Source organism: Candidatus Binatus sp. (assembly GCF_036567905.1).
GTDB lineage: Bacteria > Desulfobacterota > Binatia > Binatales > Binataceae > Binatus.
This window is the reverse complement of sequence record NZ_DATCTO010000025.1, coordinates 1-26,112: the sequence shown is the minus strand read 5'-3', so window position 1 is coordinate 26,112 and position 26,112 is coordinate 1. Positions and strand designations below refer to the sequence as shown.

Genomic DNA, 26,112 nt, shown 5'->3' with positions numbered 1-26,112 from the left:
TCGCGGTTGCGATCGGCACGGTGGTGGCCGGACTCATTTGCGGGAAATTGCGGCGGTTACGCCCAGCGCGAGCGCGGGCGATTGCGCGCCGATCGATTGCGCGCGCCCGACGAGCGGAAGACGGTCACCGGCTTGGGCGCGTGAATTTCGATTTTCTCGAAACCCTCGACGTGCTCGCGATCGAGCGCGTTGCCGAGCGTGCGTTCCAGCCGCGCCAGGTTGACGCGTTCCTCTTGCGTGACCAGGCTGATCGCTTCGCCCGCCTTGCCCATCCTGGCGGTGCGGCCGATGCGATGGATGTAGCCGTCGGTCTCGTCGGGAAGATCGAAGTTGATGACGTGCGAAACGTCGGGGATGTCGAGTCCGCGGGCGGCCACGTCGGTCGCGACCATCACGCGAAACTTGTGCGCGCGGAAGCCCGCCAACGCCGCATTGCGCTGGCTCTGTGAGCGATCGCCGTGGATCTGCACCGCGTTGACGTGGGCGCGTTGCAGCATCTTGGCGACCCGGTCGGCGCGGCTCTTGGTGCGGGTGAAGACGATCGCGCTCTCCACTTCGGGACGCTTGAGAATCTCGAGCAGCACGGGCCCCTTGTTCTCGAGCGTGACCGGATAAATCGACTGGCGAATCTGTGCGGGCGGCGCGGATTTGCCGCCGACCGTGACGCGCTCGGGCGTGGTCAGGAATTCACGCGCGATCATTTCGGGACCGGACGCCATCGTCGCCGAGAACATCATGGTCTGGCGATTTTTCGGCACCATCCGCATGATCCGGCGCAGTTGCGGCAGGAAGCCCATGTCGAGCAGCCGGTCGGCTTCGTCGATGATCACGACTTCGATTTTGTCGAGCTTGACGATGCCGCGCTCGATAAAATCGATGAGCCGTCCGGGACACGCGACGAGCACTTGCGCGCCCTTGCGAATCTCGTCGATTTGGCGCCGTTCGGATTCGCCGCCGACCACGGTCGCGCAGCGGATGCGGGTATGGCGTGCGATCAGATCGAACTCGCGCGCGGCCTGCGCGGCAAGCTCGCGCGTGGGCATGATCACCAGCGCGGCGAGATGCCGGGTGTTCTTGCGATGCAGCCGGTCGATAGTCGGGATCAGAAAGGCCGCGGTCTTGCCGCTGCCGGTTTCAGCCGTGGCAACCACGTCGCGCCCGCTGAGCGCAACCGGGATAGCTCCGGCCTGGACCGGGGTCGGTGTGTGATGACCGCGGTCTTTGATTGAACGGTGGATCTCGGGTGATACAGGAAATTCAGAAAACGACAAACAGTATCCTATGGTTCAGAGCCCCGGATTCCAGTTCGTAAAAGTACCGAACGTGTGGGTCTGATGGGTTGAGAGGGTGGCGTCACGGAATCCGACGCGCGCATAAAGTCACGATTGACTTGGAAGTAAGGTACAGGAATCAGTGCAGCGGCACAATGGCCCCCGGCGGCCAGCAGCAGTCAAATCGAGCCTGCCTCAGAATTTGCCGTGCTTGCCCACTCCCGACGCGAAGCGCTCGGCGCCGGCGCGGGTCTCGCCTGAGCGGATCGTTTCGATCCCGTGGTGGTACTCGTTTTTGAGCGCATCGCCGAGCGCCAGCGTCCAGCCCTCGTATGCAGACATCCGGTCCGAGCGCATGCATCGCTGCGGGAAGCCGGCAATTTGTTTGGCCAGTTCGCGCGCCTGCGCCAAGGCAGTGCCCGGCTCGACGACGCGATTCGCAAGTCCCATCGCGAACGCCTCTTCGCCGGAGACGCCACGGCCGGTCAGGATCATGTCCATCGCACGGCTCATCCCAATCAAGCGCGGCAGCCGGATCGTGCCGCCATCGACCAGCGGCACACCGAAACGCCGGCAATACACGCCGAAGGTCGCGTCGCGAGCGGCCACGCGCAGGTCGCACCACAGCGCCAGTTCGATTCCGCCCGCGACTGCGAATCCCTCGACCGCCGCAATCACCGGCTTGCTGAGGATCATCCGGGTGCATCCGAGCGGTCCGTCGCCGTTCTCGGTCACGCGATTGCCGCGATCGGTAGCGACCGCTTTCAGATCTGCGCCCGCGCAAAACGCCCCGCCCGCGCCGGTCAGGATCGCGACCGAGAGTGCGTCGTCGGCGTCGAAACGGCGCATCGCGCCGGCGAGCGCCGCGGCGGTGGGCTGATCGACGGCGTTGCGCGCCTCGGGACGGTTGATAGTTACGATGGCGATTTCGCCCTCGATTGCGAACTCGACCAGACTCATCGAATGACCTCCCCGGCTTTAGTGCGATTGCCCAAAAGAACTTACCCTTTCAACATTTTGCTGGTCGAGGAGCAGAGATGCACGACGCCCGAATCCAAAGAGCGACGGCTCTGAAAGCCGCTATGCGCGAACACCTCCAGCATCTGGCGGTTGTCGCCGAGCACGTCGGCTTCGAACTGCGCGATCCCGTTTGCGGCGGCGATAAGGCTCAGATGTTCGAGCAGCACAGTGCCAATGCCGCGGCCCTGGAACTCGTCAAGAATTGCGAACGCGACCTCCGCGCGATGCGGATCGGAGCCGCAAATGTAGCGGCCGATGCCGATGAAACGTTCGCGCCCGTTCTCAGTCACGGTCGCGACCAGACCGACGTGATTGTGGAAGTCGAGTTCGGTTAGACGGTTGAGATCGTGCGGCGACAGATCGCGCTTGGCCCCCATGAAACGAAAGTAGACGGACTGTTCGCTCAGCCCCCTGAAATGCTGGTGCAGGCGTTCCTGATCGTCGGGGCGAATCGCGCGGATCCGGATCGCGGCGCCGTCGAGCATCGTGGCATCCACGCAATATTTCCGCGCGTCGCTGAGCATGTCGCGATCTCCTGATGGCAGCTCGCGCAACGACGGCGCGCGGGCCATCGTGACTCACGTCTTGTTGGGTTCGTCGGACTTGATGAACTTGAGCGACGCGGAATTCATGCAGTAGCGCAACCCGGTCGGCCGCGGACCATCGTCGAACACGTGCCCAAGATGCGCGTCGCATTTCGCGCACAACACCTCGGTCCGCTTCGTGAAAAATGAGCGATCGGTCTCCGTCGTGATGTTCTCCGGCGCGATCGGCTGATAGAAGCTCGGCCATCCCGTGCCGGATTCGAACTTGGTGTCCGAGCTGAACAGCGCGTTGCCGCAGCAGATGCATCGATACAGACCCTGGTCGTGATTCTCGGCGTACAGGTTTTGGAACGGCCGCTCGGTGCCCTTTTTGCGCGTGACCTCGTACTGCTCCGGGCTCAGCTCTTTGCGCCATTCCTCGTCCGTCTTGACAACTTTATCTTCCATCACGAGTCCCTTTCTTTGGCCGGAATCGGTGAACTCTACTATCGATACTTTGACTACGCCCGGCGCGTCCGAATCCGGCGAATTACCGGATGCATCGGATGTGGCGGCGATTTCAGCGTAACCGAATGCGATGATCGCCGGTACCGCGGCGATCGCGGCGATGAACACTCGCCGCCCGATCAGACGCTCGTTGCGCCCAGCGGAATTATTCCCGGCTTCAGCCAACTTTCGACCCGCGGTCTTGATCATTGCATATTAGACAGCGGCTTCGAAGGCCGCGCGCTTCCCCACGCGGCGTAATCGGGCTATGCCAAAGTGGGTATTTTCTCGATCTCATCGACAAGCCGGCGCGCAGCTTCCCACGTATCGTACCGCCCCTGCAGCCTGATCCAAATTCCCGGGCCGTTGCCGCATAGCTTGCCCAGGCGAACGGCCATCTCGGAGCTGATAGAGATGTCGCCGGCCATCACGCGGTGTAAAGTCTGACGACTCACGCCGAGCAGAGTGGCAATCTCACCAATCGTCCGATGACGCCGCAGTTCAGGCATCACCTCTTCGGCAAAAATAATACCGGGATGAATCGGCCTGCGGGCGGCTAGCTTCTTGCGATCGGCGGCATACTCCGGCTTCATTTCCCAAAAATCCTCAGCACTAGGATTAACCCTAGAGTTATTTTGGCGTCTCAGTGGTACTGTTCCAAATCGACCAGCAAAGCGTCGCCATTCTCAAACTGAAAAGTAATCCGCCACGGACCATTGACCGCCATTGCATATCGTGGCGGCTTCGTGTGCAGCCGATGGGTTCCGAATCCGGGCCCTGACAAGTCACTCAAATTCTCGGCTTCATCCAGGACTTCGAGTAAGTTCGCGCATCGCTTCCGCAATTGAGGCGGAACCGCCGCACTGCGTCCTGTCTCGAACAGGTCTTTGAGCGCCTTGTGTCGGAAGCTCCGGATCACTAATCGCACTGTAGCATACTATGCGACATAATGTCAGCGACATAATGTCAATCGCAGTGCAACATCCGGCAAGAAAATAACCGGGCTCCAGGGGAACGAAGGCAAACCGCTAGATCGAATAGACGAACAGCTTCTGTTCCCTGGGTCTGAGAAAAACGTTCGCGCCCGGCTCCAGATGCAGCGCCTGGTAGCGATCGTGATCGATCTCGACCTGCACCAGGTCGCCCCACTCGGCGACCAACTCGATCTTGACCTGCGGACCGGCCGGGTTGATCGACTTCACGGTCGCAGGGAAGGTCTGCTTGCCGTTGGGCTGCATCACGATTTCCAGCAGATGCGGCCGCACGTAGAGGATCGCCTTGCCGGTCTCGGGATGCGCATGGGCGTGGGTATTTTCGAGTTCGACGGCAGTATCGCCGAGAAACACGCGGCCGTTCTCGATTCGGCCGTGGAACAGGTTCACGTTACCCAGGAAGTTGTAAACGAAAGCGTTGGCGGGATGGTGATAGACTTCCTCGGCCGTGCCGATCTGCTCGATGCGCCCCTGGTTCATCACCACGATCCGGTTGGCGAGTTCCAGCGCCTCTTCCTGATCGTGAGTGACGAAGACGCTGGTTATCTTGATCTCGTCGTGCAGCCGCCGCAGCCATCGGCGCAGTTCCTGCCGCACCTTGGCGTCGAGCGCGCCGAACGGCTCGTCGAGCAGCAGAACTTTTGGCTCCACGGCCAGCGTGCGCGCGAGCGCGACGCGCTGGCGCTGCCCGCCGGAGAGCTGCGAGGGGTAGCGATCGGCAAGAAAATCAAGCTGCACGAGTTTCAGCAGCTCATGCACGCGCCGCGCGATCACGGCCTCGGCGGGGCGCGCGCGCCGCGGCAGCACGCGCAGCCCGAAGGCGACGTTTTCGAAGACCGTCATGTGGCGAAACAGCGCATAGTGCTGAAATACGAACCCGACCTTGCGCTCGCGAACAGCGACGCCGCTGGCGTCCTCGCCATGGAACAGCACCTCGCCGGCGTCCGGCGTTTCCAGCCCGGCGATTATCCTGAGCAGCGTGGTCTTGCCCGACCCCGACAAACCCAGCAGCGCGACCAGCTCGCCGGTTTCGATATGCAGGTTGATATTGTCAACCGCAACGAAGTCGCCGAACTTCTTGGTTATGTTTCTGAGCTCGATACTCACGGCGCAACTTTGACCGTCAGGCCGTCGTGCGCCTGCTTTACGGGAACCACCCGGCGCTCCAGGAAACGCCTGGCGATGAGCGTCGCGATCGCAAGCAGGGTAAGCAGCGACGAGACCGCAAACGCGGCCACGAACTGGTAATCATCGTAAAGAATCTCGACGTACAGCGGCATCGTGATCGTGTGCCCGCGGATATGCCCCGAAACCACCGAGACCGCGCCGAACTCGCCCATCGCGCGCGCGTTGCACAACACCAGCCCGTAAAGCAGCCCCCATTTGACGTTGGGGATCGTCACCCGAAAAAACATTTGCCATCCGCCGGCGCCCAGCACGATCGCGGCTTCTTCCTCCTCGCTGCCGACCGCCTGCATGATCGGGATGAGCTCGCGCGCGGCCAGCGGAAATGTGACGAAGATTGTCGCGAGCACGATTCCCGGCTCCGCAAAGATCACCCTGACGCCGTGATCCGCAAGGAAGGCGCCCAGCGGCGCGCGCACCCCGAGCAGCAGCACGAACAGCATCCCCGCGATGACCGGTGAGACCGAGAACGGTATGTCGATCAGCGTCAGCAGAGTTTGCTTGCCGGGAAAATCGAAGCGCGCGATCGCCCATGATGCGGCGATTCCGAAGGTAACGTTGAGCGGCACTGCGATCGCGGCGGTCATCAGCGTCAGCCGAATTGCGGCGCGGGCCTCAGGATCGGCGATTGCGGCAAAGTAAGCGCCGACGCCCTTGCGCAGCGCCTCGGCGAAAACCGCGAGCACCGGGATGAAAATAAACAGCGCCAGGAACACCAGCGCGATCGCGATCAGCGCGAGCCTGACCATCGGCGGATCCGCCGTCCCGGGTCTTTTCGGTTCGCGTTGCGGCTGGCCGCCCATCTGCACCCTCAAGCCGCCAGGCGGCGGCTGCTCCACCTTTGCAGCAGGTTGATGCCGAGCAGAATCACGAACGACGCCGTCAGCATCACCACCGCGATCGCCGTCGCGCCGGCGTAATCGAATTGCTCGAGCTTGCTCATGATCAGCAGCGGCACCACTTCGGTACGCATCGGCATGTTGCCTGAAATGAACACGACCGAGCCGTATTCACCGAGCGCGCGCGCGAACGCAAGTGCGAATCCAGTCAGCAGCGCGGGAATCAGCGCGGGCGCGATCACCAATACGAACGTCTGTAAGCGGCTTGCGCCGAGCGTCGCCGCCGCCTCCTCGTATTCCTGATCGAGATCCTCGAGCACCGGCTCGATGGTGCGAACCACGAACGGCAGCCCGACGAAAGCAAGCGCGACTACCACTCCGAGCGGAGCGTACGCGACTTTTATTCCAAGCGGCGCGAGGTACCGCCCAATCCATCCGTTGCCCGCATAAATCGCGGTGAGAGTGATTCCCGCCACCGAAGTCGGCAGCGCGAACGGCAGATCGACCATCACGTCAATCAGCATCTTCCCGGGAAATTCATAGCGCACCAAGCTCCACGCCACGATGAACCCGAACACCGAGTTAACCGAAGCTCCCGCCACCGAGGCGCCGAAGCTCAGCCGGTAGGCCGCAATGGTGCGCGGGCTTGCGACCGCGGCCCAGAACTGCGGCCAGGTCAGAGTGAAAGTCTTGAAGAAGATCGTCGAGATCGGAATCAGCACGACGATTCCGAGGTACGCCAGGGTGAAGCCCAGCGTCAGGCCGAATCCCGGCAGCACGTTGTTGCGTCTCGTCGCCATCTCTTTGCGTTCCTAATTTCCCGGTTGATAGATCTTGTCGAATACGCCGCCGTCGGCGAAAAACTTGGGCTGCGCCTTTTTCCATCCGCCAAAATCCGAATCGATCGTCAGCAGGCTCATGCCTGGAAATTGACTCGCATACTTCGCGGCGACGGCCTTGTCGCGCGGACGGAAAAAATTCTGCGCGATTATTTCCTGGGCCGCGGGCGCGTACAGGAACTCCAGATATGCCTTGGAGATGGCGGCCGTGCCGCGACGGCCGTCCACCTTGTCCACCCACGCGACGGGAGGTTCGGCCAGGATGCTGACCGACGGATACACGATCTCGAACTGGTCGGCGCCAAATTGCTTGATCGCCATCCGCGCCTCGTTTTCCCACGCGATCAGCACGTCGCCGATTTCGCGCTCGACGAAAGTGGTCGTCGAGCCGCGCGCACCGGAATCGAGCACCGGCACGTTTTTGTAAAGCGCGCCGGCGAACGCCGCCGCCTTTTTCTCGTCGCCGCCGTTGCGTTTGAGCGCGTACCCCCACGCGGCCAGGAAATTCCATCGCGCGCCGCCCGAGGTCTTCGGATTGGGCGTGATTACCGAGACGCCCGGTTTTACCAGGTCATCCCAGTCGTGGATCTTTTTCGGATTTCCCTTGCGCACCACCAGCACGATGGTCGAAGTGTAGGGACAACTGTTGTCGGGCAGCCGCGATTGCCAGTTCGACGGGAGCAGGTTCGCCTTCTCGGCGATCGCATCGATATCGCCAGCGAGGGCGAGCGTCACCACGTCGGCATCCAGACCGTCGATTACCGCGCGGGCCTGCTTGCCCGAGCCGCCGTTCGATTGGTAGACGGTGACGTCGTGGCCGGTCTTCGCTTTCCAATCCTTCGCGAACCGGGCGTTGATCGATTGGTAAAGTTCGCGGGTCGGATCGTACGATGCGTTGAGGATTGTGACTTGAGTTCCGCGCGCAGCGCCCACGCCGAGGGCAACGCTTGCCGCGACCGCGATGGCGGCGAGGGTATGGGTCAATTTCAGTCTGCGACCAAACATTCCTTGCCGTTGCTCAGAACGAAATCTGCAGTTGCGACTCGAAGACGCTTTCGTCCGGCCGGTCCTTGACCGCGCCCGGCACACCGGCGCCCGCGTCGAAGAACGTGCGCGCGTAGTCGAACTGCCATTTAGTGTTGGAGCTCAGATACCAGTTGAGACCCAGCGCGTACTCGGTCGCAGTCTTCGCGGACACGGTCGGATCGGCGAAACCCAGTTTGAACTGGCGGGAATCCGTGGCGAGGTTGCTGAGTCTGGCGGCCAACTCCCATCCGCCCCACCATCCGATCCGCGGGTCGAACGGATGAGTCGGCTTGACCCACCCGTAGGACGCGTCTTCGCCCGTCAACAGGTAGGAGCCCTGCACCATGTAGCCGTCGTCGCTGAAGCTGTCGGTGTCGTTGATTTGCCTTATGGACGGGCCGCCCTTCCCGACTGTAACGAACCTGTTCAGCGAGTGCTGATCCGACGCGTATTCGCCTAACAACCCGAAGCTGCGCCAGTAGTAGTAGGCCTGCGGCTCGAGGCGCGTGCGCAATCCTGACGCCGTCACGCCCTTGGTGTAGGAGAACCAGGTGCTCTGGCCGTAGGTCTTGTAGGACGAGGTCGTGCTGCCGCGCTCATCGCCATAAGACGCGGCGAAACCGAACCCAAGCCCCTTGAGCCATTCGTTTTCGCTGAGTTCGAACGGCGTCGTGAAGACGCGGCCGACGAAGTCCTTGCCGTCGTTGTTGTCAATGTCAACCGTATCCGACGCGGTGTTGTTCGGCACTCCGTTCATCAGCGCGGCGTCATAGAAGACGCGGCCGTCCAGAAGTCCGCCGTGCAGGTCGAAGCCAGTGTCGCGGTTCGGGACCAAATTCTGGATCTCCGAACGTTCGCTGAATTCCAGGTCGCGATCCGACTGTAGGCGCTCGATATCCAGCGGCGCCTTGTACTTCCCGGCCCTCAGGCTGGCAAAATCGAAATAGGTGATATTGAGGTAGGTGTCTTGCAGTACGACCTTGCCCTGGCCGAAGTCGGGCGTGATGTTGAAGTTGTAGTACTTCGCAAGCGAGCCGGTGACAATCGGGCGCACTCGGTTCAGGAAGAATGTGCTGCCGACGTCCTTATCGCTGCCGCTGGTGAAGAAGCGGCCGTCGCCCTGGAAGATTCCGCCGAAACCGATATTGTAGTCGTGGTTGGGCGAAGAGAGCGAGAATCCCTCGTCGCCCACCTTGGCGATCGGCATCTCGAGCGCCTTTCGCTGCTGGGTCCCCTCCTGAACTTCGAGTTTGCGGTCGATGACCTTCACTTTTTGGTCAAGCCCTTCCAGCGTGTCGACTCTCTGCTCGAGTTGCTTCACTTCCTTCTTGAGCAATTCGATTTCCTGATCTCTCGGATCGGTGGACGGCTTCGACTGCGCATGCGCCGCCTCGGCGGGGATAAACACCCCGGTGATTGCCGCCGCCAGCAGGACTGGCAGGATCGGCAAAGTGCATTTTCTCATCTCGAAAGCCCCTCATCGTCTTGGGAACTTCCGGATGACCGGTCAGCTCGCGGTTGTGAGTGACGGCTCTATTCATGGCGCACCGGATCCTTCCCTGGTCCGGGCTCCTCCCTGAATTTTCGATGGTCGTTGACAATTCATTTCGATCGGCGACTGCCGTTACCCACGACCGGGCTTGTCGAAGCGAAATTTCTCTTTGCGCTCGATTTGCACGACTCGCGAGTCCTGGATTACGACCTCTACCGAGCCGAAACGCACGCCGCTGATGGCGCTTGCGATGCGCCGCAGAATCTCGTCGCCTGGCTCGGGCTCGGGCTGAACCTCGCGCCGGCCGGAAAGAATTGATTCGGCTTTCATCCTTTATCCCATTGGGTGACTAGACTAAGCCCAAAAAAAAGAGCGCGCCTGGTTTCAAATCGCAAAACTCAACGATTCCTTGCCGGTCACTACCGCCTCGACGTGCTTGAGCATGTCGGCCAGCGAAGTCGAGTCCATTATCTTCGCGGTCGCGTCGCGGACTTCCTTCATCACAAATCTAATTGCACAGGTGCGCTCGTCGCGGCATTCACGGCATCGCATGTATGCCATCTTGCTGACGCATGGCAATGGTGCGATTGGCCCGTCCAGTAAGCGTACTATTTGCCCAACGCTGATCAGCTGAGGATCGCGGCGAAGAAAATATCCGCCGCCCTTACCCTTCTTGCTCTGGAGGAGTCCCTGGTTCTTGAGTTCGAGCAGGATCAGTTCCAGAAACTTGCGCGGAATATCTTCGCGCTGGGCCAAATCAGAAATGAGCACGGGTCCCTGACCGTATTCCTTGGCCAATACCATCATCGCCTTGAGTGCGTATTTCGACTTTTTCGAAAGCATCTTATCGACCGTTTACTCGATAGGGTCGCTAGATTAAAGATTGAGACTAATTCAGTCAAGAGCCTCTGAATAAAAATATTTAGACGCTGCCGGACAGAACATTTCTGCTTCGCTTCAGCGCGCCTTGTCCTTCAGCCGAGCGTACTTGTCGAGCATCGGGAGCACGGTATCGCGCGGGGCGGGGCGCAGCGCGAAAATCAGCCGATCGAGGCCAAGGTCGAGGAATGTTTTGATGTGTTCCTCGTTTGAACCGACGCCAAACATCGAGACGGGAAGTTTCTTGCGGCCGGCCTTCGTCCCCGCTTCGGCAAGCGCTTTCAGGTTGGCGGCGAGATCGTAACGCGGCATATTGATCGGCATCCATCCGTCGCAATACTCGGCGACGCGATCGAACGTCCTGGGCGATTGCGAACCGAGGATAATCGGCGGCCCACCCGCCTGCACCGGTTTGGGAAACGACCAAATCGGATCGAAGTTCACGAACTCGCCGTGAAACTCGGCCGCCTCCCTGGTCCATATTTGGCGCATCGCGAGAACTTTTTCCTTGACGATTTTCCACCGCCGCTTGAACACCGCGCCATGATTCTCCATTTCCTCGACGTTCCAGCCCGCGCCGATGCCGAAGATCACGCGGCCGCCCGAAATCATGTCGAGCGACGCCACTTCCTTGGCGAGCGTGATCGGATCGCGCTCGACCACCAGGCATACACCGGTGCCGAGTTTGAGTTTTTTGGTTACCGCGGCCGCCGCGCCGAGCGCGACGAACGGATCGTGCGTATGCCAGTACTCTTTTGGCAATTCGGTTCCGCCGGGGAAGGGCGTCTTGCGCGACGCGGGTATGTGAGTGTGCTCGGGAAAGAACATCGACTCGAAGCCGCGTTCTTCAGCCGCGAGCGCAAGTTCGATCGGCTGGATTGCGTAGTCAGTCGGGAACATCGAGATTCCGAATTCGGTCATGGCGATTCCTCCCGGATCAGGCGGCAAGGGGGCTTCGTCCGCGCCGCGTACAGTTTCATAGCACAACTGATGGGCGAAGCATTCGCGCGCGCTGCGACAATGCTAGTTCTGATGCGTCGGCGGCGATGCGCCTACGACGCGGAGCTTCGCGGTCGCGCCGGGAATGGAATCGCCTTTCATCGGCTCGTAGCGCCCGCCCAGATTGTCGGCCAGGAACTTTTCCATGCGGGCGGTGAAGTCGAGCCGGTTTTCGGGCCGCACGAAGCCGTGGCCTTCGTCGGCATATAAGACGTACGCCGCGCTCCCGTGATGCCTGGCGATCGCATCGACGATCTGCTCGGCTTCGGCCTGCTTCACGCGTGGATCGTTTGCGCCCTGGCCTATCAGCATCGGGATTTTTATTTTGTCGGCGGAGAACAGCGGCGACGCCGCGGTCAGCAGCTCCTTGTCCTTGGGATCGCCGGGATTCCCAACCCTGGTGAAGAACAGCGAACGCGCGACTTCCCAATACGGCGGAAATGACTCCAACAACGTGAACAGATTCGACGGGCCGCATTCGTCCACGGCGCATCGATACAGCTCGGGCGTGAAAGCCGCCCCGGCCAGCGCCGCGTAGCCGCCGTACGAACCGCCGAATATCGCGACTCGCTTCGGATCGGCAATCGCTTGATCCACGGCCCACTTGACGCCGTCGCTCAGGTCGCTCTGCATCTTGAGGCCCCATTGGCGGTCGCCGGCGTGCAGATACTTCTTTCCGAATCCGGTCGAGCCGCGAAAGTTTATCTGCAGCACGGCGTAGCCCCGGTTCGCCAGCAGTTGGATGTAGGGATTGAAGCCCCAACTGTCGCGCGCCCACGGTCCGCCGTGCACCGCGAGCACAAGCGGGAGATTCTTTGGCGGCGCGCCGACTGGAAGCGTGAGGTAACCGTTGATTTTCATTCCGTCGCGGGCGGCGAATTCAACCGGCTTCATCGCAGCGAGCGGCGCGTCGTCGAGTTTGGGCTGGGTGCTGAACAGAAAGGTCGCTTTCCTTGCCGCGCGATCCCACGAGTAGTAGCGCGCCGGCGCACGGTCGCTTACGAACGAGACGAGCCACGTGTGGTCGGCGAGGTCGCGGTCAACGACGGTGAAATCTCCGGTGGTGATTTTCGCGATCGCGTCGAAGTCGGCCTGAACCGACGGATCGACCACGGTCCAGTGCATCCGGCCGGGGTCGAACGCGGCTGCCTGCACGACGTGACGGGTCGGCTGAATCATCGCGTCGCTCAGGTCCGCATCGTCGCTGTGCGCGACAACCGTTTCCATCCCCGACGCGATCTCATGGCGCACCAGGCGAGCGGTGTCCGTCCCGATCGAACTGCTGAGAAAGATCGATTGCCCGTCCAGGCTTAAGTCCAGCGCCGCCAGGTTGTCTTCCATCGCGGCTTTCATCAAAGTGCGCCACGGACCAGCCGCGCTGTCGCGAATCCGAAGCTCGGTGCCGCCGTCCGGGGTCGTGACCGTGGCCGCGCGCACGATCAGGTCGTCGTCGGCCAGCCATCCCGCAACGTCGCCGGGGTTTTGGGTATCGAGTTCGACGGCGCCGGTGCGCAGGTCGATTCGATAGACGTCCATCAATTTGCGGTTCCGTAGATTGAGGGCAACCAGTATCCGGCCGGGAAATTTCGGACTGGACGCGACGACCCCGGAGCGCACGCCCTCCCAAGGCGTCAAATCGCGGATGTTGTGCGAATCGAGATCGACGGCGAACAGGTGGAAGTTTTCGTCGCCGGCGGCGTCCTGTGCGTAGAGGATCGTTTTCGAATCGAACGCCCATCCGTAGGATTGGATTCCACGGCGCTTGTCGGCGGTGACGACGCGCGCGTCATGCTGGCCGACGGTTCGCACCCACACCTGCAGGATTTCGTGCTCATCGGGAGCAAGCCATGCCAGCCGTTTGCCATCGGGCGCGATATGCGGATTGGCGCGCTCGGGATTGCCGAGCAGAGTGTCGCGCGGAATCAGCGGTGGCGACTGGGCGAAGCTGGCGGGCGGGGAAATTGCCGAAGTCATCGTGAGGACCGCAGTTATCAGTGAAACCTTCCACGCGAATCCGAACATCGATCACAAGGATGACAGAAAAAATCGCGGAATGAAGGGTGCACAGGCATTGCCTGCATCCTTACCGGCCGGCGGTGGCCCGGCGGGTCAGCTACTTATCCGCTGCTCGACGCTCCTAGTCGCAGGAATTGCCCTCTTATATGATCGATGCGCCAGGCGGCGTTCCCTGGCAACTAAAAAGGAGAAGCCATCAAATGAAGGTCGTTGTCGATCTGAAACTGTGCGAGGGAAACACGAAATGCCAGCAGACGGCGCCGGAAGTGTTCGAGGTGCGAGACGACGACAAGAGCCATCTGTTGATCGACAGTCCGCCCGAGCGTATGCGCGAAAAGGTCAAGCTTGCGGCGCGGCTGTGTCCCCGCCAGGCCATTACGGTCAGCGACGAGTAGCGGCCCGACAGGCCGGAATGCAGACTCGAGACGGAAATCGCGGGATCGCGGAGACACTTTTCAATGGAAACTGAGAACGCACTGTCGCTGGAATCGTTGAACATCATTGGACCCGACCATTACGCGAAAAACGGCTATCCGCATCGCGAGTGGACGTATCTGCGCAAGCACAAACCGGTTTTCTGGTGCGAGTACCCAAAGACCGATCCATTTTGGGCGATCACCAAACACGCCGACATCATTCAGATTTCCAAGCAGCCGCGACTGTTCCTCAACGGTCCCCGCTTGCTGGTGTTTGTCAACGAGAACGGGATCGAGCGCGGTCCGACGCCGCCGTTCCGCCATCTGCTCGACATGGATCCACCGGAACACGGGGAATATCGCGCGGTTGTCAGCCGCCATTTCACGCCGCGCCAGGTGCGTCCGATGCAGCCTGAAATCGAGAGCATCACGCGACAGGTGCTCGACGACGTGACCGGGCGCGACCAGTGCGACTTCGTCACCGACGTATCGTCGAAGATTCCACTGGCCGTCATCGCCGAGTTGCTGGGTGTTCCGCATAAAGATTGGGAACAACTCTTCAGATGGACCAACGAGACGATCGGCGGCGGCGACCCCGAGTTCCAGGCGGGAACGACCGCGCAGGAGACGATGGATCGTTCGCGGCTGGGCCTGTTCCAGTATTTCACCGACATGGTGGTGGACCGGATGAAGCACCCGACCAACGACATCACCAGCGTCGTCGCCAACGGCAAGGTCAACGGCCAGCCGATACCGCAGTTCGAGATGCTGTCGTACTATTTCCTGCTGGTCGTGGCCGGCAACGAGACCACACGCAACGCGACCACCGGCGGTCTGCAAGCTTTCATCGAGCATCCGGACCAGTGGCAAAAACTCAAGCGCAATCCCGCCTTGATCGACTCGGCGGTCGAAGAGATCGTGCGCTGGACATCACCGGTTATTCAGTTCGCGCGGACCGCGACCGAAGATACGGTGATTCGCGGCCAGAAAATCAAAGCTGGCGAATCGGTATGCCTGTTTTATCCGTCGGCGAACCGCGATGAAGAAGTTTTCGCGGAGCCTTTCAAGTTCGACATCAGCCGCGATCCGAATCCGCAGATCGCATTCGGCATCGGCCAGCATTCCTGTCTCGGCGCCAACCTGGCGCGGCTCGAACTGAAGGTGATTTTCAGCCAACTGGCGCAGCGCCTCGATCACGCCGAACTCGCCGGTCCTGTTGACCGGCTGCGCTCGAGCTTCGTCGGCGGAATCAAGCACATGCCGATCCGCATGAAGATGACGCCGGCGGCTGCCCCAGCCTGAGGCCGCGTCTGAGCCAAGCGAAGAATCCTGTTGTTCGATCTTGCGTGAGTGCGCCGCGCGACTGGGCTCTCAGTCGGGGCTCGATCCCGCACGCAGGCGCGCAAGATCGTAGTCGCGCAGCTGATCGATTCTATCCACCGTGACGTCGGGCGCCGGGTACTTGGCCGTCTCCTTCGCATCGGCGGCGTAATGCCCCTGCCGGGGGAACACCGTCGTCACGCGCGCGCCCCACGCCTTCTTGAACGCGTCCAGGATTCGCACCTTGTCATCGATCAGCACGTAATGGTCGGCAGGATAGCGGGCCCTCACGTCGTCGAGTTCCTGTTCCTTGTGGATGTAAATCATCACCTTTTCATCAACGGCTTCGCGCAGTCCCGACCGCTCGATCTTGAGCGGCTGAAAGACCATGTCGCCATCGGACAGGATCGCCGTCTCGCCGTATTGTTGGAATTGTTCAATCACGTCGAGCGAGCACGGGAACAGCCGGTTCGCGAAATGGTAGTTCATCAGGAAGTACGACACCGCGATGATTCCGAAGTCGCGCGGATGATTGACCCGATAGCGTTGCAGCGCGCCGAGATAGTCCGCGTAGCCGAGCTCGGTGCGCAACTGCTCGAAATATTCCCAGTAGTGCTGCTGTTGGTCGTAACCGATGTCACGCTCGAGATTGCGCTTCATGTCGGCAACGATGCGATCGTTGTCGATGAGGGTGTTATCGACGTCAAACAAAAAAACAACATGTTCTGCGGCCATCGGTCTGAAGGTCCTCCGCCGACAATGATTGCGATTATTGGCCTTGAAGCCAAACGGATTAGTTGTCCGCCGTGACCGGCGGACTGACTAATTTACGGAAGGAATCGGCGGGGCGCCGTGCGCGCTCGATTATTCGAGTCGCGAATGAATATAGGCCGCTGCGCGCGAGCCCCGGGAGTCAGACGGCTGCGGTCATCTATCTCCCGGTTCACGCAAGACGCGGCTGATCCGAGCCATCAGTTCGCCCGAGTTGAAGGGCTTGGTGATGTAGTCATCGGCGCCGAGCGAGAAACCCTTAACCACTTCAGCTTCGTCGCGATGCGCGCTGACCAGGATTACCGGCATACTCCTGGTCGCCGAATCGCTGCGCAGAGCGGTCAGCGCTTCGAACCCGTCCATATTCGGCATCGCCACGTCCAGCAGCACCAGGTCGGGTTTTTTCTTACGGGCAATATCAAATGCCTGCTCACCGTCGCGGGCGATATCACACTCGAAATTAAAGTGCTTCAGGATCGTTGAGATCATGACGACGGTGGTCGCGTCGTCATCGGCCAGTACTATGCGCCGGGCGCCGTTTCGAGCTGAGGATTGAATCGCAACTGCCGCGCTCTCGACGAATCTGAGGATGCGGAAGGCCCTGAGCAACAATTCCTCTGGCTGGCACGGGCGCGTCATGAAGTCGCGGTTGAGGTCGGCGACCGCTGCGAATCGCGCCGCGACTTCCTCGTACGTGCCGATGATGACCGCCGGCTTGCGGCTGCGCGCGATCATCTCGATCGGGGACGGTTGGTCGCCAATGCCGATGGCCGAAGCGTTGATGAAGCAAGCGTCGAAAGGAGAAAAGGAGTTGAGCCCGGGAATATTCGGCACCGCTCCGACCACGTGGCCGAATCCACGGGCGGTCCCCAACGCCACGATGATCGAATCCGCCTCGGGCGTTTCGAATCCCATCAAGGCGAATCTCCTGCCAGCTATAGATTGTTTGATGATCTGGTCCATGGGGGACTGGTGCTCCTTGCTGCCGAAAAAATGCCGAACAGTCGAACTGCCAGGCGCCAACGCACTCCGCCAGGCGGGATTGACCCTGCGCTGATACGCAATGTGCGTGCCTTGCGGCGATGACACGCAAAGGCGCAGATAGCGCAGAGCTGTGGCCAGACTACGTCGCTGAGGGGCCGTACGAGGTCAACGACTGACCGAAGCCGAGAGAGCCATGTCGCGCTTTGGGACATGATGAGACGGCGGCCTCGCTTGTCGCGGCCGGAATGCTCGCCTTGACACTGGCGGTCCGGTTGCGCGAAACGGATACACTATGAGCGAGAAAGCCAGCGTCCTGAGCCCTTCGGCGCTATGGCGACAGCTGGGGTTGGCGCGCCACAACTGGCCCGGCAGATTTACCGTTCTGCTCGCGACGATTCTGCTGCTGCTCGTGTCGCAGCCGATTTTCTCGGCTCACGCCTTCGCGCAGATTTTTGCGACCGCGACGATATCGCTTGTGCTGCTGTCCGCTCTTTATGCATTTCGCACGACCAAGACCTACTTCACGATTGCGCTAATCCTGATGGTGCCTGCGATCGGAAGCCGATTGGCGCTGCAATTCACGGTGAATCCAACGCTCGAGATGGCCGGCGCGGTCTCTTCGTGTCTGTTCCTGACCGTGACCGTCTTTGCCCTGGTATCCAGGCTGTTCACGGTAAAGAGCGTTTCCTTCGACATTATAAGCGCCGCAATTTGCGCCTACCTGCTGATTGGCGTCGCGTGGGCCTATGCCTTCGCATTCATCGAATTGCGGTATCCCGGTTCGTTCAGCTCCGCACTCATTCAGAAGCCGACGGGCAACATGTCGCCGCTCGTCGCCTCGGTTCACACCTTCGTTTACTACAGCTTTGTGTGCCTGACGACGACGGGTTTCGGAGATGTCCTGCCGGTCTCCGAGGGCGCCCGCAGCCTCTCGGTGATGGAGGCGGTGTTCGGCCAATTGTATATGGCTATTCTGATCGCGCGGCTGGTCGGTCTCGAGATCGCTCAATCGATGAAAGAGGAGCGTTAGCCGGATGTCCGGACTTTATTTCGAAGAATTCGAAGTCGGACGGGTATTCAAGCACGCGATCACGCGTACGATTACGGAAACTGACAATCTGATCTTTTGCGCGCTCACAAGCTCAAGTCCCTGCGCAAACCCGCCAAACTGCCCGGCTTCGAGCTGGTCGATCGCTCTTGCGGCGAGGTACTACTGAATCCTGTTTCTTAGGAGAGAGAAAAGCCGCGCCACGGCCGCCTATGAATAGTTCACTGCCGCGCGGGGTGCGCATTCTCCAGTCGCGCTGAAGCCGGGCTGGAGATAGACCGTCCGGCTTGCGCACCCAAAGCCACTTGACCTTTACAGCCTCCACGTCCGAAGGTAGGGTTGCTCCGTCGGGAATCGATGAGCAGTCCTTGAGCCAGCGACCAAAGAGGCGAGCGGGCAATGGGCGTTGAGCAGTATCGGCACCCCGAAGCGCTGGCATCGACGCAGTGGCTGGCCGATCACCTCGGCGATTCCTCCGTTCGTGTGCTGGATGCACGCTATGACGTCAGGGCGACCTCCGCTGGGTCAATGGAGGCCGTCTCGGGGCGCGAGGCCCACGGCCAGGGTCACATTCCGGGGGCGGCATTCCTGGACGTGATGGCCGACCTCGCTGATCCCGACGATCCACTTACCATATTGTCGCCCGAGCGCTTCGAGGCTCTCATGAGTCGTCTCGGGGTCTCCAATGATACGACGGTCGTGGTGTACGATGACCGCGGCGGGACGTGGGCAGCCCGCCTCTGGTGGGCGCTGCGCTACTACGGCCACGACGCGGTCAAGCTGCTCGACGGAGGGTTCACCCGTTGGGAAGCGCAAGGGCGTCCAGTAGAGCGACGGGCACCCGATCCCAAGCCGGCGACGTTTCGGGCGCGTGTCCGTCCAGAGTTGCGCGTCAACGCAGATGAGGTGATGCAGGCAATCGGACATCCTGATGTCTGCATCGTCGATGCGCTGCCTGAGGTCTTCTTCTCGGGACGGGCGCGCCTCTACCGGACCCACCGGGCGGGTCACATCCCGACGGCGCACAACGTGCCGGCACCGGCCAACCTCGATGCCGCCAGCCAGACCCTGTTGCCGGCCTCCGAACTGGCGCAACTCTGGCAGCCGCTGGGACTCGAAGCGGGCCGGCGGGTGATCACCTATTGCGGCGGTGGTGTATTTGCGTCGTTCGCCCTTTTTGCGCTCTATGTCCTCGGCCACGAGAACGCCGCCCTCTATGACGCGTCGTGGATGGAGTGGGGCGCCGACCCGGAGCGGCCGGTCGAGGCCGGATCGCGCGGCAGCAAATAGGTTAAGTTCGGCCATATCGGCCATAAGGAGTCAGTGATGGCGCGAGTAAGACTGTTGAATCCCGATCAGGCCGAGGGCCGCCGCCGAGAGGTCTTCGACAGGGTCAAGGCCTACTACAAGATGGTTCCTGGGCTCCAAAAGGCGCTGAATTACCTGCCGGAAACAACGGACGCGCTGTGGACCTTGAGTCTGAGCACGGCGCGCGAGGGGAGCATCCGCGAGGAGCTGAAACGAGTCTTCTTTGCGGTCACGGCGTACGAGGTCGAATGTGAGTACTGCACCGCGGCCCACATGATCGCCCTGATGGGCAAGACGTGGAGCCATGCGGAGTGCCTGGATCTGATCAAGGGGAAGGCATCCCCGCGACTGACCGACAAGGAAAACGCGGCGGTGGACTTCGTGCGGGTCGTCGGGCGCCGGCCCGCTGCAGTCACCGACGAGATGACCGACAAGCTGCGCAACCATGGCTGGACCGACGCCGAGATCGTCGAGATCGTCGCCGCGGTGGCGCTGATGCGCTACACGAGCACGGTGGCGAGCGCCCTCGATGTACCCCTCGAAAAGGCGATGGAGGGCGTCGGCGTGAGCTGCGGGGTTCCGCTGAATAGGCTCGAATCCTGACGCGCCCGGGGCCCGCTCCTTCATCGCGGAATCCAGATGGGAGCGGCGCTGAACAGATGGTCAACGATACCTATCTGGTAGGCGAGGAACAGGCCGAAGCCGAAACTCAGAAGTCCCGTGCCGGTGATGAGGCCTTGATGGATCCGTGACGCTCGCCGCGACACGACCATGAACGGCGTGGCGATTGCGGTTGTGATGAGCCCCATTCCGATGATCGTACCGATGCAGAAAATCGCAAGGTAGAGCGTCGCCCATAGCGGTTGCGCAATCGCGCTCAGGACCAGCAACGCAATCGCGGCGCTGCCGGCGAGTCCATGGACGAGGCCCACCGCAAACGATCTGAGCAGCGGACGGCGCGCGGCGAACGGCGGCAATCGGTCGGCGGGGATGCGATGATCGTGATGCATCGCATCGCCGGTATTTTCCCGAGGACCAACGTGAACGTGCGGGTGCAAATGCACCGCGCCGCCGTGGGCGTGAGCGTGCGCATGGACGACCAGGCCGTCCTGCCCCGATGAACTCGCGCGCATCCGAGTCGCCGCTTTGCGAATCAAGCTTGCTGCCGCGCCGACGCCGAGCATAATCAGCACGACCGCGACCGCGAATTCCATTGCCAGTCCGAGCCGGGCCGGGATCGCAATTTTGAAAACTATGATGGCGGCGCCCACCAGCAGCACGGTCAGCGTGTGGCCGAGTCCCCATACGACACCGACCCGGGCCGCAACGACCAGGCGGCGTTCGCGGCTGAGAATGGTCGTGACCGCGATCACGTGATCGGGATCGGTAGCATGGCGCATCCCGAGCAGCAGTCCGAGGAGCGCGATTGCCAGCGGCGCGGCATTAGCAGGGAGCATCTGGTCGGTTCCTTCAGCCGTTCGATCCAATCGACAGTACACACATTATTCCGGGCGAAGTGCAACGACGGGAACCCGCGCTCAAACTTCGCCTGAGCGGAGATTTGCGGTATGTTCCCTTCAGTTAGGGTGATCAAAATGGAAATTTCGGCTTACAGCCGCGGGGGTGATGCGCCATACGCCGCGCGTCGTTGGTCCGCGATTGCAACCGGTGCAACCGCGATCCTCCTTGTCCTGTCGTGGCGAGGCGAATGCTGGGCCTACATCGACCCTAACGCGGGAGGATTCCTGTCACAAATCCTGGTCCCGCTCGCATCGATTTTCCTTTCGTTCCTCTTTTACTGCCGTAAGGAAATCAGACGGTTAGCCAAATCCGTCCGTGACCGATGGAAAAGAATCGATTCGCCCGGCGCCGCGCCCGAGGTTAGAAAGTAAATCGTGGGCCGGCGATGGTGGTTGCTGTTTCGCAGCCTCGCGGTGATAACCGTCCTTTTTCTCGCGCCGATTCTCGCCGTCCAGCTGCATCCGTGGTTCTATTTTCTCTCGAAGTGGGATGCGCTCGCCCAACTGGCACTGGAAATCTCGGCCATTCTTTTGCTGGAAGCTTTGGGCGCGACATTTCTCACTCTCGTTCTCTCCGGCGGCCGCGCGCTCAAGCTGTGGAGTGATCAGGCCGATGCTAATTGCGCGGGGTTCCTCGCCTTCGCAAGCTCGATCTTCTGCCTCCTTGCGCTAGTGGGCCCTCTGGGCGCTCCGATCGTGAACGTTAGCCTGAGCGCGGGGCTGATCCTCGCGGCAATCGCTCTGCTTAAGTTCTTCGGCTGGCAATCTGCTTTCGCGCTTTTCAACCGACTCAACCAATCAGCACAGATTGTACTGGCGGCCTGTCCGCTGCTGCTGATTCCCATGCTGGCCGGAGGCCTCGGCTGGCGCAGCTTCGATCCGATGCCGCAGGCGCAGCGGTTCACACCGAATCCCCAGGCCAAGCCTAACGTGGTATTGATCAGCTTCGATGCGCTGACCGCTCAGGACATGTCACTCTATGGCTACGGGCTGCCGACCACGCCGCGATTCGAGCGGCTCGCCCAGCGCAGTTACAACTTCGTCAACTTCGTCTCGACCTCGGATTTCACCACGCCGGCGGTCGCCTCGATGTTGACCGGCCAGTACCCGCTGACCAATCGGGTGTTCCAACTCAATGGGCACATCCCTCACCGCCTGCGCCAGCACAACCTTGCCTGGATACTGCGCCAGCACGGATATACGACTGCGGCAATCGTTACCAATCCAGCGGCCCATCCCCTGACTTTGCGGCTCGCGGATTCCTTTTCGAGCCTGCCTTGGCCTCCGGTGAACTCCTGGTTTTTTCCCGGAACCTTTCTGCTCCAATTGCGCCATGGCCTGCTGTCCGACGCCGCCAACGACCTCGCCGTCCTTGCGCTCAGGAATTTCGGTTCTCTTTTCGACCGATTCAACAAGGCGAGCTGGGTCGAACCGCGCGCGGTCTTTGCCTCTGCCCGGGACTTTATCCGCGGCGCGCGCACGCCCTACTTCCTGTGGATTCACCTGTACCCACCCCATGCCCCGTACATGACGGACGCCCGCTTTCGGGGCCGGTTTCTGCCGGGTTCCGAGTTCACCACTCAAGCGCAGTACTTTTTCCAAACACCCCCGCTGTACTATCCACCAGAGATGCAACACAAAGTCGACTTGCTGAGGCTGCGCTACGGCGAAAGTATCGCCGAGTGCGACAGTGCTTTGGGGGAGTTCCTTGACTGGATGGCGACCAGCCATCAAGACGCGAACACTGTCCTGGTGGTGACCGCCGATCATGGCGAGAACTTTTCCGGCGGCTGGTGGACCCACGAATCGCCGGATCTGCGTTATGCCGAAACCCACATTCCGCTGCTGATTTCGTTGCCGGGCCAGAGCCACAGCTACACCGAAACCGAAAACGGCGACCTCTCCGATGTCGCGCCCACGCTTCTTGCCGTGCTCGGAATCGCGAGACCGTCATGGATGGATGGCCATCCGCTCATTGGTGCGGCGCGGGCGCCGTCCCCGCCGCAACCCGCCATTTCGATGTATCTCGCCCAATCAAGTGCATTCAGCCGGCCCGAGGTCGGAACGATCGCCGCGAATTCCGGTCCCTATCATCTTGTGTTGTATTTTCCCTCAGGACGCACCGAGCTTTTCGATATCGCCCGTGACCCCGACGAAACGCGCTACGCCGCATTTACTCCTGGCGTGGCGATGGCGCTGGTCCAGGACATCAAGCGGCGCTTTTGCGATTCGCTCAATTGCGGGCCGCCGGTCTGCGGTCCATGAATTCGGGCGCCTGGTCACGGCCGGTATTCAATCTGAATCTCTCCGCATGGCGCAGTATCCGCAGCCGCCATCGCGAACCGATCGATCGCGCGCTGGAATTGCGCTTCCACCTGACCGGCAGCATGCTGTCGGCGCTGGGGATGCTCCAGCAGCGGTTGTACCGGCGCACCTTTGACCAACTCGATCTCAGGCCGCCGCTGTTCCTCGTGGGGCATTGGCGTAGCGGAACGACTCTGCTGCACGAGTTGCTCGCGCTCGACGAGTCCTTTGCTGCTCCGAGCACCTACGCTTGCTTCAATCCGCATCACTTTCTGCTCACGCGCCACCGCGCGCCCTCCACAAGACAACTCGCCCGGCCGACCGGCGACATGACCGTTTCAGGTTCCTCACCGCAGGAGGAAGAGTTCGCCCTGCTCTGCATGGGCGCGACCTCACCATATGAGGCGTTCGTGTTTCCCTCCGCGCTCCATCAGTTCGAGGCCTTGTGCGATCCCGACCGTTTCGGGCGGGCACAGCAGCAAAAATGGAACGACGCGATTACGTGGATATTGAAAGCGACAGCGTACCTGTGCGGCGCGGACAAGCGGTTGCTGGTCAAATCTCCGGCCAACTCGTTTCGAATTCCGAGGCTCAGCATTCTCTTTCCCGGCGCAATGTTCATTCGGCTGGTACGCGAGCCATGCGCTGTTTTTGCTTCTACGCTGAAGCTCTGGCAGGGCATGTGGGAGCGCTATGCACTGGCCGCACCGCTCGCGCAGGAGATGTTGATCGAGCGGATTTTGGAAACGCGGCTGGCGTTGGAACGAAGGCTAAAAAGCTCGCTGCGGAATTTGCCGGCGGACAGGGCTGTGACCATCCGCTACGAGGAAGTGGTTGCCGACCCGTGCGGTACAATTGAGCGTTTGTACGAACGACTGGCGCTCGGCGATCCGTCCTCTCTGTTGCCCAAGGTGAGCGCGTATATGGCGCAACATCCGCGCTCCACGACAGGTTCAGGCGAAGATTGGCGCCAGCTGGTAGAAGCTCGCTGGCCTGAACTGTTCGACGAATTCGGTTACGCGCCGGGCTAACCGCCACTGGTGGCTGGCGAGGGGATGGTGGAGGCGGGGGGAATTGAACCATTCACCCCATCGGGAGCGCCGAAACTATTTGATTTTCCTACACTCTCGATACGCCCAAAACGGGGAAAACGCGGCCTACTGGACCGTATCTGGAACACACAAAAAAGGCGGCTCTTTCGAACCGCCTCGTACCTTATGCCACGTGCTCGCGCTCAATCTTCAAAATCTCGATTCCCTGTATCCTCCGGCTCTTGTATGCCCGTTTCCGATTCGAGGGCTTCGACGGCACCACGAATGCCTTTATCAAGCCCTGCTCGATCCGTCGGATCACCGTATCCCTGCTCACGCTCCAATGCGACGCTATTGCGTCAATCGAGTACCACCTCTCAGGGTCTATCACCCTACGCTCCGGCCTCTCCCAATAATTGGGAGAACCGAAGTCCATGACGCCCTTCCGTCAACGACGGCTTATAACGCCATGCACCCCTGCCCGAATGGGCAGAGGTTTCCATCAGTTTACAAGAAATCACACTTGGACTAAAGTACCCGCCGACTGTCCGCGAACGGTACGCAAAAAATTTGCGACGGAGGCACGAAAACTACGTGTTTTCACGGGTTTACGGGTTGCCGCACCGTCCCTCGTCTAACGAGAGGGAGTATCCGCGAATCTCCTATCGTAAATTCCCCTCCCCATCGTTCGGGCTTCCCTATCGGTCGGCGACCACTGCCTCTCGTTCCACTCACGCTATCACGTTCCGCGAATGCTCCAGGACGGTGCGGCGTGAAGCCCCCACTAAAAACCAAAACTAAGCACGATCCCTACTACTGGACTATTTGTTTTGTCCTCTGGGTAGTGTGCTTTATAAGTCAAGTCAAATACAATTCGCCGTTCACCATCTTTTTGCCATTTGTACTTCCTGTCTGGAACATCACGAATGACCCGATTCTCGCTTGGATTATTCGGGGATTCATTTTGCTGTTCTTCGCACTATGGGTCCCTGGTATCCTAGCGATATCGTTCTCCAGTATCGCGCTGGTACTCCTTGGGTTTCTTTTTTTTGGTGTGGGCGCTCTTCTTTCTCAACTCGCCGGAGTGAGCCCAACCGGGACCGTTTTAGCATACGTGATCGCAGGTGGCTTAGTTTGGTGCGTCTACTGGCTTTTCCAGAAACCGATAAAGCGCGCGCTTGGAGGGTTTCAACCGTTATTGGACCTTTTTGTGGCTATGTACTTATGGGTCGTTAGACCACAGCAATATCGGCGTTCGCGCCGATATGGTTTAAATAGATTCAGGCGAGGACGAGCAATGGGCAGTACAGACGATCAGGAGCGTAGCCTGCACAATCAAGTAGTAAAAGTCGCCGAAGTTCTCGGTATCGGCGGCGTCCCAGCACAACTGGAAGATTATGACGGATGGTTTCAGGAAGCACGAAAGCGCGTCCAAATGCGATCGCTCCGGCGAACGCGCAAGGAGGCATTGGCTTTGTTGGAACAGGCCACTGCCGCGCATCGCGAACTCCTCGCGCTGAGGCGGACGCAGGCTGAACTCGGTCGATTGGACAAGGAGAACCTTGTTAAAGACCTTGAACTTGAGAAGCAGCAACACGGTCTCATTCTCGACATCGAGAAGCACAAAAAGGCACTCAGAGAACTAAACGAACCACCGTCTCCCAAGCAACTACGAACACCTTGGCCTGCACCCCGAAAACTCAGCCGAAATGAGGTAGAGTCCGTCGCCTGAAAAGGAGACGGACAATGAAAGGGAGTCGCTTCAGCGAGGAGCAGATCATCGGGGTGCTGCGCGAACACGAGGCCGGGGCAAAGACCGAG

At 60.6% G+C, this 26,112-nt stretch carries 26 protein-coding genes and 1 pseudogene; 9 read left to right on the top strand and 18 right to left on the bottom strand.

Features of this window, described 5'->3' with window-relative positions; genetic code table 11:
- Positions 1-56: 56 nt before the first annotated feature.
- The 15 genes from VIO10_RS03905 to VIO10_RS03840 all read right to left on the bottom strand — a co-directional run bounded on the left by VIO10_RS03905 (position 57) and on the right by VIO10_RS03840 (position 13,547).
- Entirely contained in the window at positions 57-1,271 is a 1,215-nt protein-coding gene (locus tag VIO10_RS03905) for a DEAD/DEAH box helicase (protein WP_331959649.1), read from the bottom strand.
- A gap of 195 nt (positions 1,272-1,466) precedes the next feature.
- Positions 1,467-2,231: a crotonase/enoyl-CoA hydratase family protein gene (locus VIO10_RS03900; protein WP_331959646.1), complete on the bottom strand. Its 765-nt coding sequence runs from the start codon at positions 2,229-2,231 to the stop codon at positions 1,467-1,469.
- Positions 2,232-2,272: 41 nt separating this feature from the next.
- Entirely contained in the window at positions 2,273-2,863 is a 591-nt protein-coding gene (locus tag VIO10_RS03895; RefSeq protein ID WP_331959643.1) for a GNAT family N-acetyltransferase, read from the bottom strand.
- 6 nt (positions 2,864-2,869) lie between these two features.
- The gene (gene msrB / locus VIO10_RS03890; RefSeq protein WP_331959640.1) at positions 2,870-3,508 is read right to left on the bottom strand and encodes a peptide-methionine (R)-S-oxide reductase MsrB; all 639 of its coding nucleotides are present in this window, start codon (positions 3,506-3,508) and stop codon (positions 2,870-2,872) included.
- 80 nt (positions 3,509-3,588) lie between these two features.
- On the bottom strand, positions 3,589-3,915 hold the full coding sequence (locus VIO10_RS03885; protein WP_331959637.1) for a HigA family addiction module antitoxin: 327 nt from the start codon (positions 3,913-3,915) through the stop codon (positions 3,589-3,591).
- 50 nt (positions 3,916-3,965) lie between these two features.
- Positions 3,966-4,241 carry a type II toxin-antitoxin system RelE/ParE family toxin gene (locus VIO10_RS16185; protein ID WP_349259221.1) on the bottom strand — a complete coding sequence of 92 codons (276 nt, stop codon included), beginning with the start codon at positions 4,239-4,241 and terminating at the stop codon, positions 3,966-3,968.
- Between the two features lie 109 nt (positions 4,242-4,350).
- On the bottom strand, positions 4,351-5,421 hold the full coding sequence (locus VIO10_RS03880; protein WP_331959634.1) for a sulfate ABC transporter ATP-binding protein: 1,071 nt from the start codon (positions 5,419-5,421) through the stop codon (positions 4,351-4,353).
- Positions 5,418-6,302, bottom strand: coding sequence for a sulfate ABC transporter permease subunit CysW (cysW, locus tag VIO10_RS03875; protein WP_414645311.1), 885 nt, complete (start codon positions 6,300-6,302; stop codon positions 5,418-5,420). Before cysW ends, VIO10_RS03880 begins: the two co-directional genes overlap by 4 nt.
- Positions 6,303-6,310: 8 nt before the next feature.
- A complete protein-coding gene (gene cysT, locus VIO10_RS03870) occupies positions 6,311-7,138 on the bottom strand; it encodes a sulfate ABC transporter permease subunit CysT (RefSeq protein WP_331959628.1) in 828 nt (275 codons plus the stop codon).
- A 12-nt stretch (positions 7,139-7,150) separates the two neighbouring features.
- Complete coding sequence (locus tag VIO10_RS03865) at positions 7,151-8,182, bottom strand: sulfate ABC transporter substrate-binding protein (protein WP_331959625.1); 1,032 nt, start codon at positions 8,180-8,182, stop codon at positions 7,151-7,153.
- Positions 8,183-8,195: 13 nt separating this feature from the next.
- On the bottom strand, positions 8,196-9,668 hold the full coding sequence (locus VIO10_RS03860) for an OprO/OprP family phosphate-selective porin (protein WP_331959622.1): 1,473 nt from the start codon (positions 9,666-9,668) through the stop codon (positions 8,196-8,198).
- A gap of 159 nt (positions 9,669-9,827) precedes the next feature.
- Positions 9,828-10,025, bottom strand: a complete 198-nt coding sequence (locus VIO10_RS03855; RefSeq protein WP_331959619.1) for a YezD family protein — start codon at positions 10,023-10,025, stop codon at positions 9,828-9,830.
- Positions 10,026-10,079: 54 nt separating this feature from the next.
- Positions 10,080-10,538, bottom strand: coding sequence for an Rrf2 family transcriptional regulator (locus VIO10_RS03850; RefSeq protein WP_331959616.1), 459 nt, complete (start codon positions 10,536-10,538; stop codon positions 10,080-10,082).
- Between the two features lie 114 nt (positions 10,539-10,652).
- Positions 10,653-11,495 (bottom strand): LLM class F420-dependent oxidoreductase, encoded by an 843-nt coding sequence (locus tag VIO10_RS03845; RefSeq protein ID WP_331959613.1) that lies wholly within the window; start codon positions 11,493-11,495, stop codon positions 10,653-10,655.
- 102 nt (positions 11,496-11,597) lie between these two features.
- Complete coding sequence (locus VIO10_RS03840; RefSeq protein ID WP_331959610.1) at positions 11,598-13,547, bottom strand: S9 family peptidase; 1,950 nt, start codon at positions 13,545-13,547, stop codon at positions 11,598-11,600.
- 242 nt (positions 13,548-13,789) lie between these two features.
- Between VIO10_RS03840 and VIO10_RS03835 the strand changes: the two genes are divergently transcribed.
- Positions 13,790-13,984, top strand: coding sequence for a ferredoxin (locus tag VIO10_RS03835; RefSeq protein WP_331959607.1), 195 nt, complete (start codon positions 13,790-13,792; stop codon positions 13,982-13,984).
- A 63-nt stretch (positions 13,985-14,047) separates the two neighbouring features.
- Entirely contained in the window at positions 14,048-15,307 is a 1,260-nt protein-coding gene (locus VIO10_RS03830; RefSeq protein ID WP_331959604.1) for a cytochrome P450, read from the top strand.
- A gap of 69 nt (positions 15,308-15,376) precedes the next feature.
- Here the strand turns inward: VIO10_RS03830 and VIO10_RS03825 are convergent, their stop codons facing one another.
- Positions 15,377-16,060: a hypothetical protein gene (locus VIO10_RS03825; RefSeq protein WP_331959601.1), complete on the bottom strand. Its 684-nt coding sequence runs from the start codon at positions 16,058-16,060 to the stop codon at positions 15,377-15,379.
- Positions 16,061-16,252: 192 nt separating this feature from the next.
- Positions 16,253-17,119 carry a response regulator transcription factor gene (locus VIO10_RS03820; RefSeq protein ID WP_331959598.1) on the bottom strand — a complete coding sequence of 289 codons (867 nt, stop codon included), beginning with the start codon at positions 17,117-17,119 and terminating at the stop codon, positions 16,253-16,255.
- Positions 17,120-17,372: 253 nt separating this feature from the next.
- Between VIO10_RS03820 and VIO10_RS03815 the strand changes: the two genes are divergently transcribed.
- The 4 genes and pseudogenes from VIO10_RS03815 to VIO10_RS03805 all read left to right on the top strand — a co-directional run bounded on the left by VIO10_RS03815 (position 17,373) and on the right by VIO10_RS03805 (position 20,039).
- The gene (locus VIO10_RS03815) at positions 17,373-18,110 is read left to right on the top strand and encodes a potassium channel family protein (protein WP_331959595.1); all 738 of its coding nucleotides are present in this window, start codon (positions 17,373-17,375) and stop codon (positions 18,108-18,110) included.
- A 4-nt stretch (positions 18,111-18,114) separates the two neighbouring features.
- Positions 18,115-18,219: pseudogene (locus VIO10_RS16180) on the top strand (MaoC family dehydratase); the annotation flags it as partial.
- Positions 18,220-18,527: 308 nt separating this feature from the next.
- Complete coding sequence (locus VIO10_RS03810) at positions 18,528-19,418, top strand: sulfurtransferase (RefSeq protein ID WP_331959592.1); 891 nt, start codon at positions 18,528-18,530, stop codon at positions 19,416-19,418.
- A gap of 36 nt (positions 19,419-19,454) precedes the next feature.
- Positions 19,455-20,039: a hypothetical protein gene (locus tag VIO10_RS03805; protein WP_331959589.1), complete on the top strand. Its 585-nt coding sequence runs from the start codon at positions 19,455-19,457 to the stop codon at positions 20,037-20,039.
- A gap of 20 nt (positions 20,040-20,059) precedes the next feature.
- Here VIO10_RS03805 and VIO10_RS03800 read toward each other — a convergent pair whose 3' ends face one another.
- Positions 20,060-20,893 carry a hypothetical protein gene (locus VIO10_RS03800; protein WP_331959586.1) on the bottom strand — a complete coding sequence of 278 codons (834 nt, stop codon included), beginning with the start codon at positions 20,891-20,893 and terminating at the stop codon, positions 20,060-20,062.
- Between the two features lie 456 nt (positions 20,894-21,349).
- Here VIO10_RS03800 and VIO10_RS03795 point away from each other — a divergent pair, with 456 nt between their 5' ends.
- From VIO10_RS03795 to VIO10_RS03785, 3 genes are all read left to right on the top strand, one after another.
- Entirely contained in the window at positions 21,350-23,221 is a 1,872-nt protein-coding gene (locus VIO10_RS03795) for a sulfatase (protein WP_331959583.1), read from the top strand.
- Positions 23,218-24,291, top strand: coding sequence for a sulfotransferase (locus VIO10_RS03790; RefSeq protein WP_331959580.1), 1,074 nt, complete (start codon positions 23,218-23,220; stop codon positions 24,289-24,291). Before VIO10_RS03795 ends, VIO10_RS03790 begins: the two co-directional genes overlap by 4 nt.
- Before the next feature lie 1,297 nt (positions 24,292-25,588).
- Positions 25,589-26,023 carry a hypothetical protein gene (locus VIO10_RS03785; protein ID WP_331959577.1) on the top strand — a complete coding sequence of 145 codons (435 nt, stop codon included), beginning with the start codon at positions 25,589-25,591 and terminating at the stop codon, positions 26,021-26,023.
- The last annotated feature ends 89 nt before the right edge of the window (positions 26,024-26,112 follow it).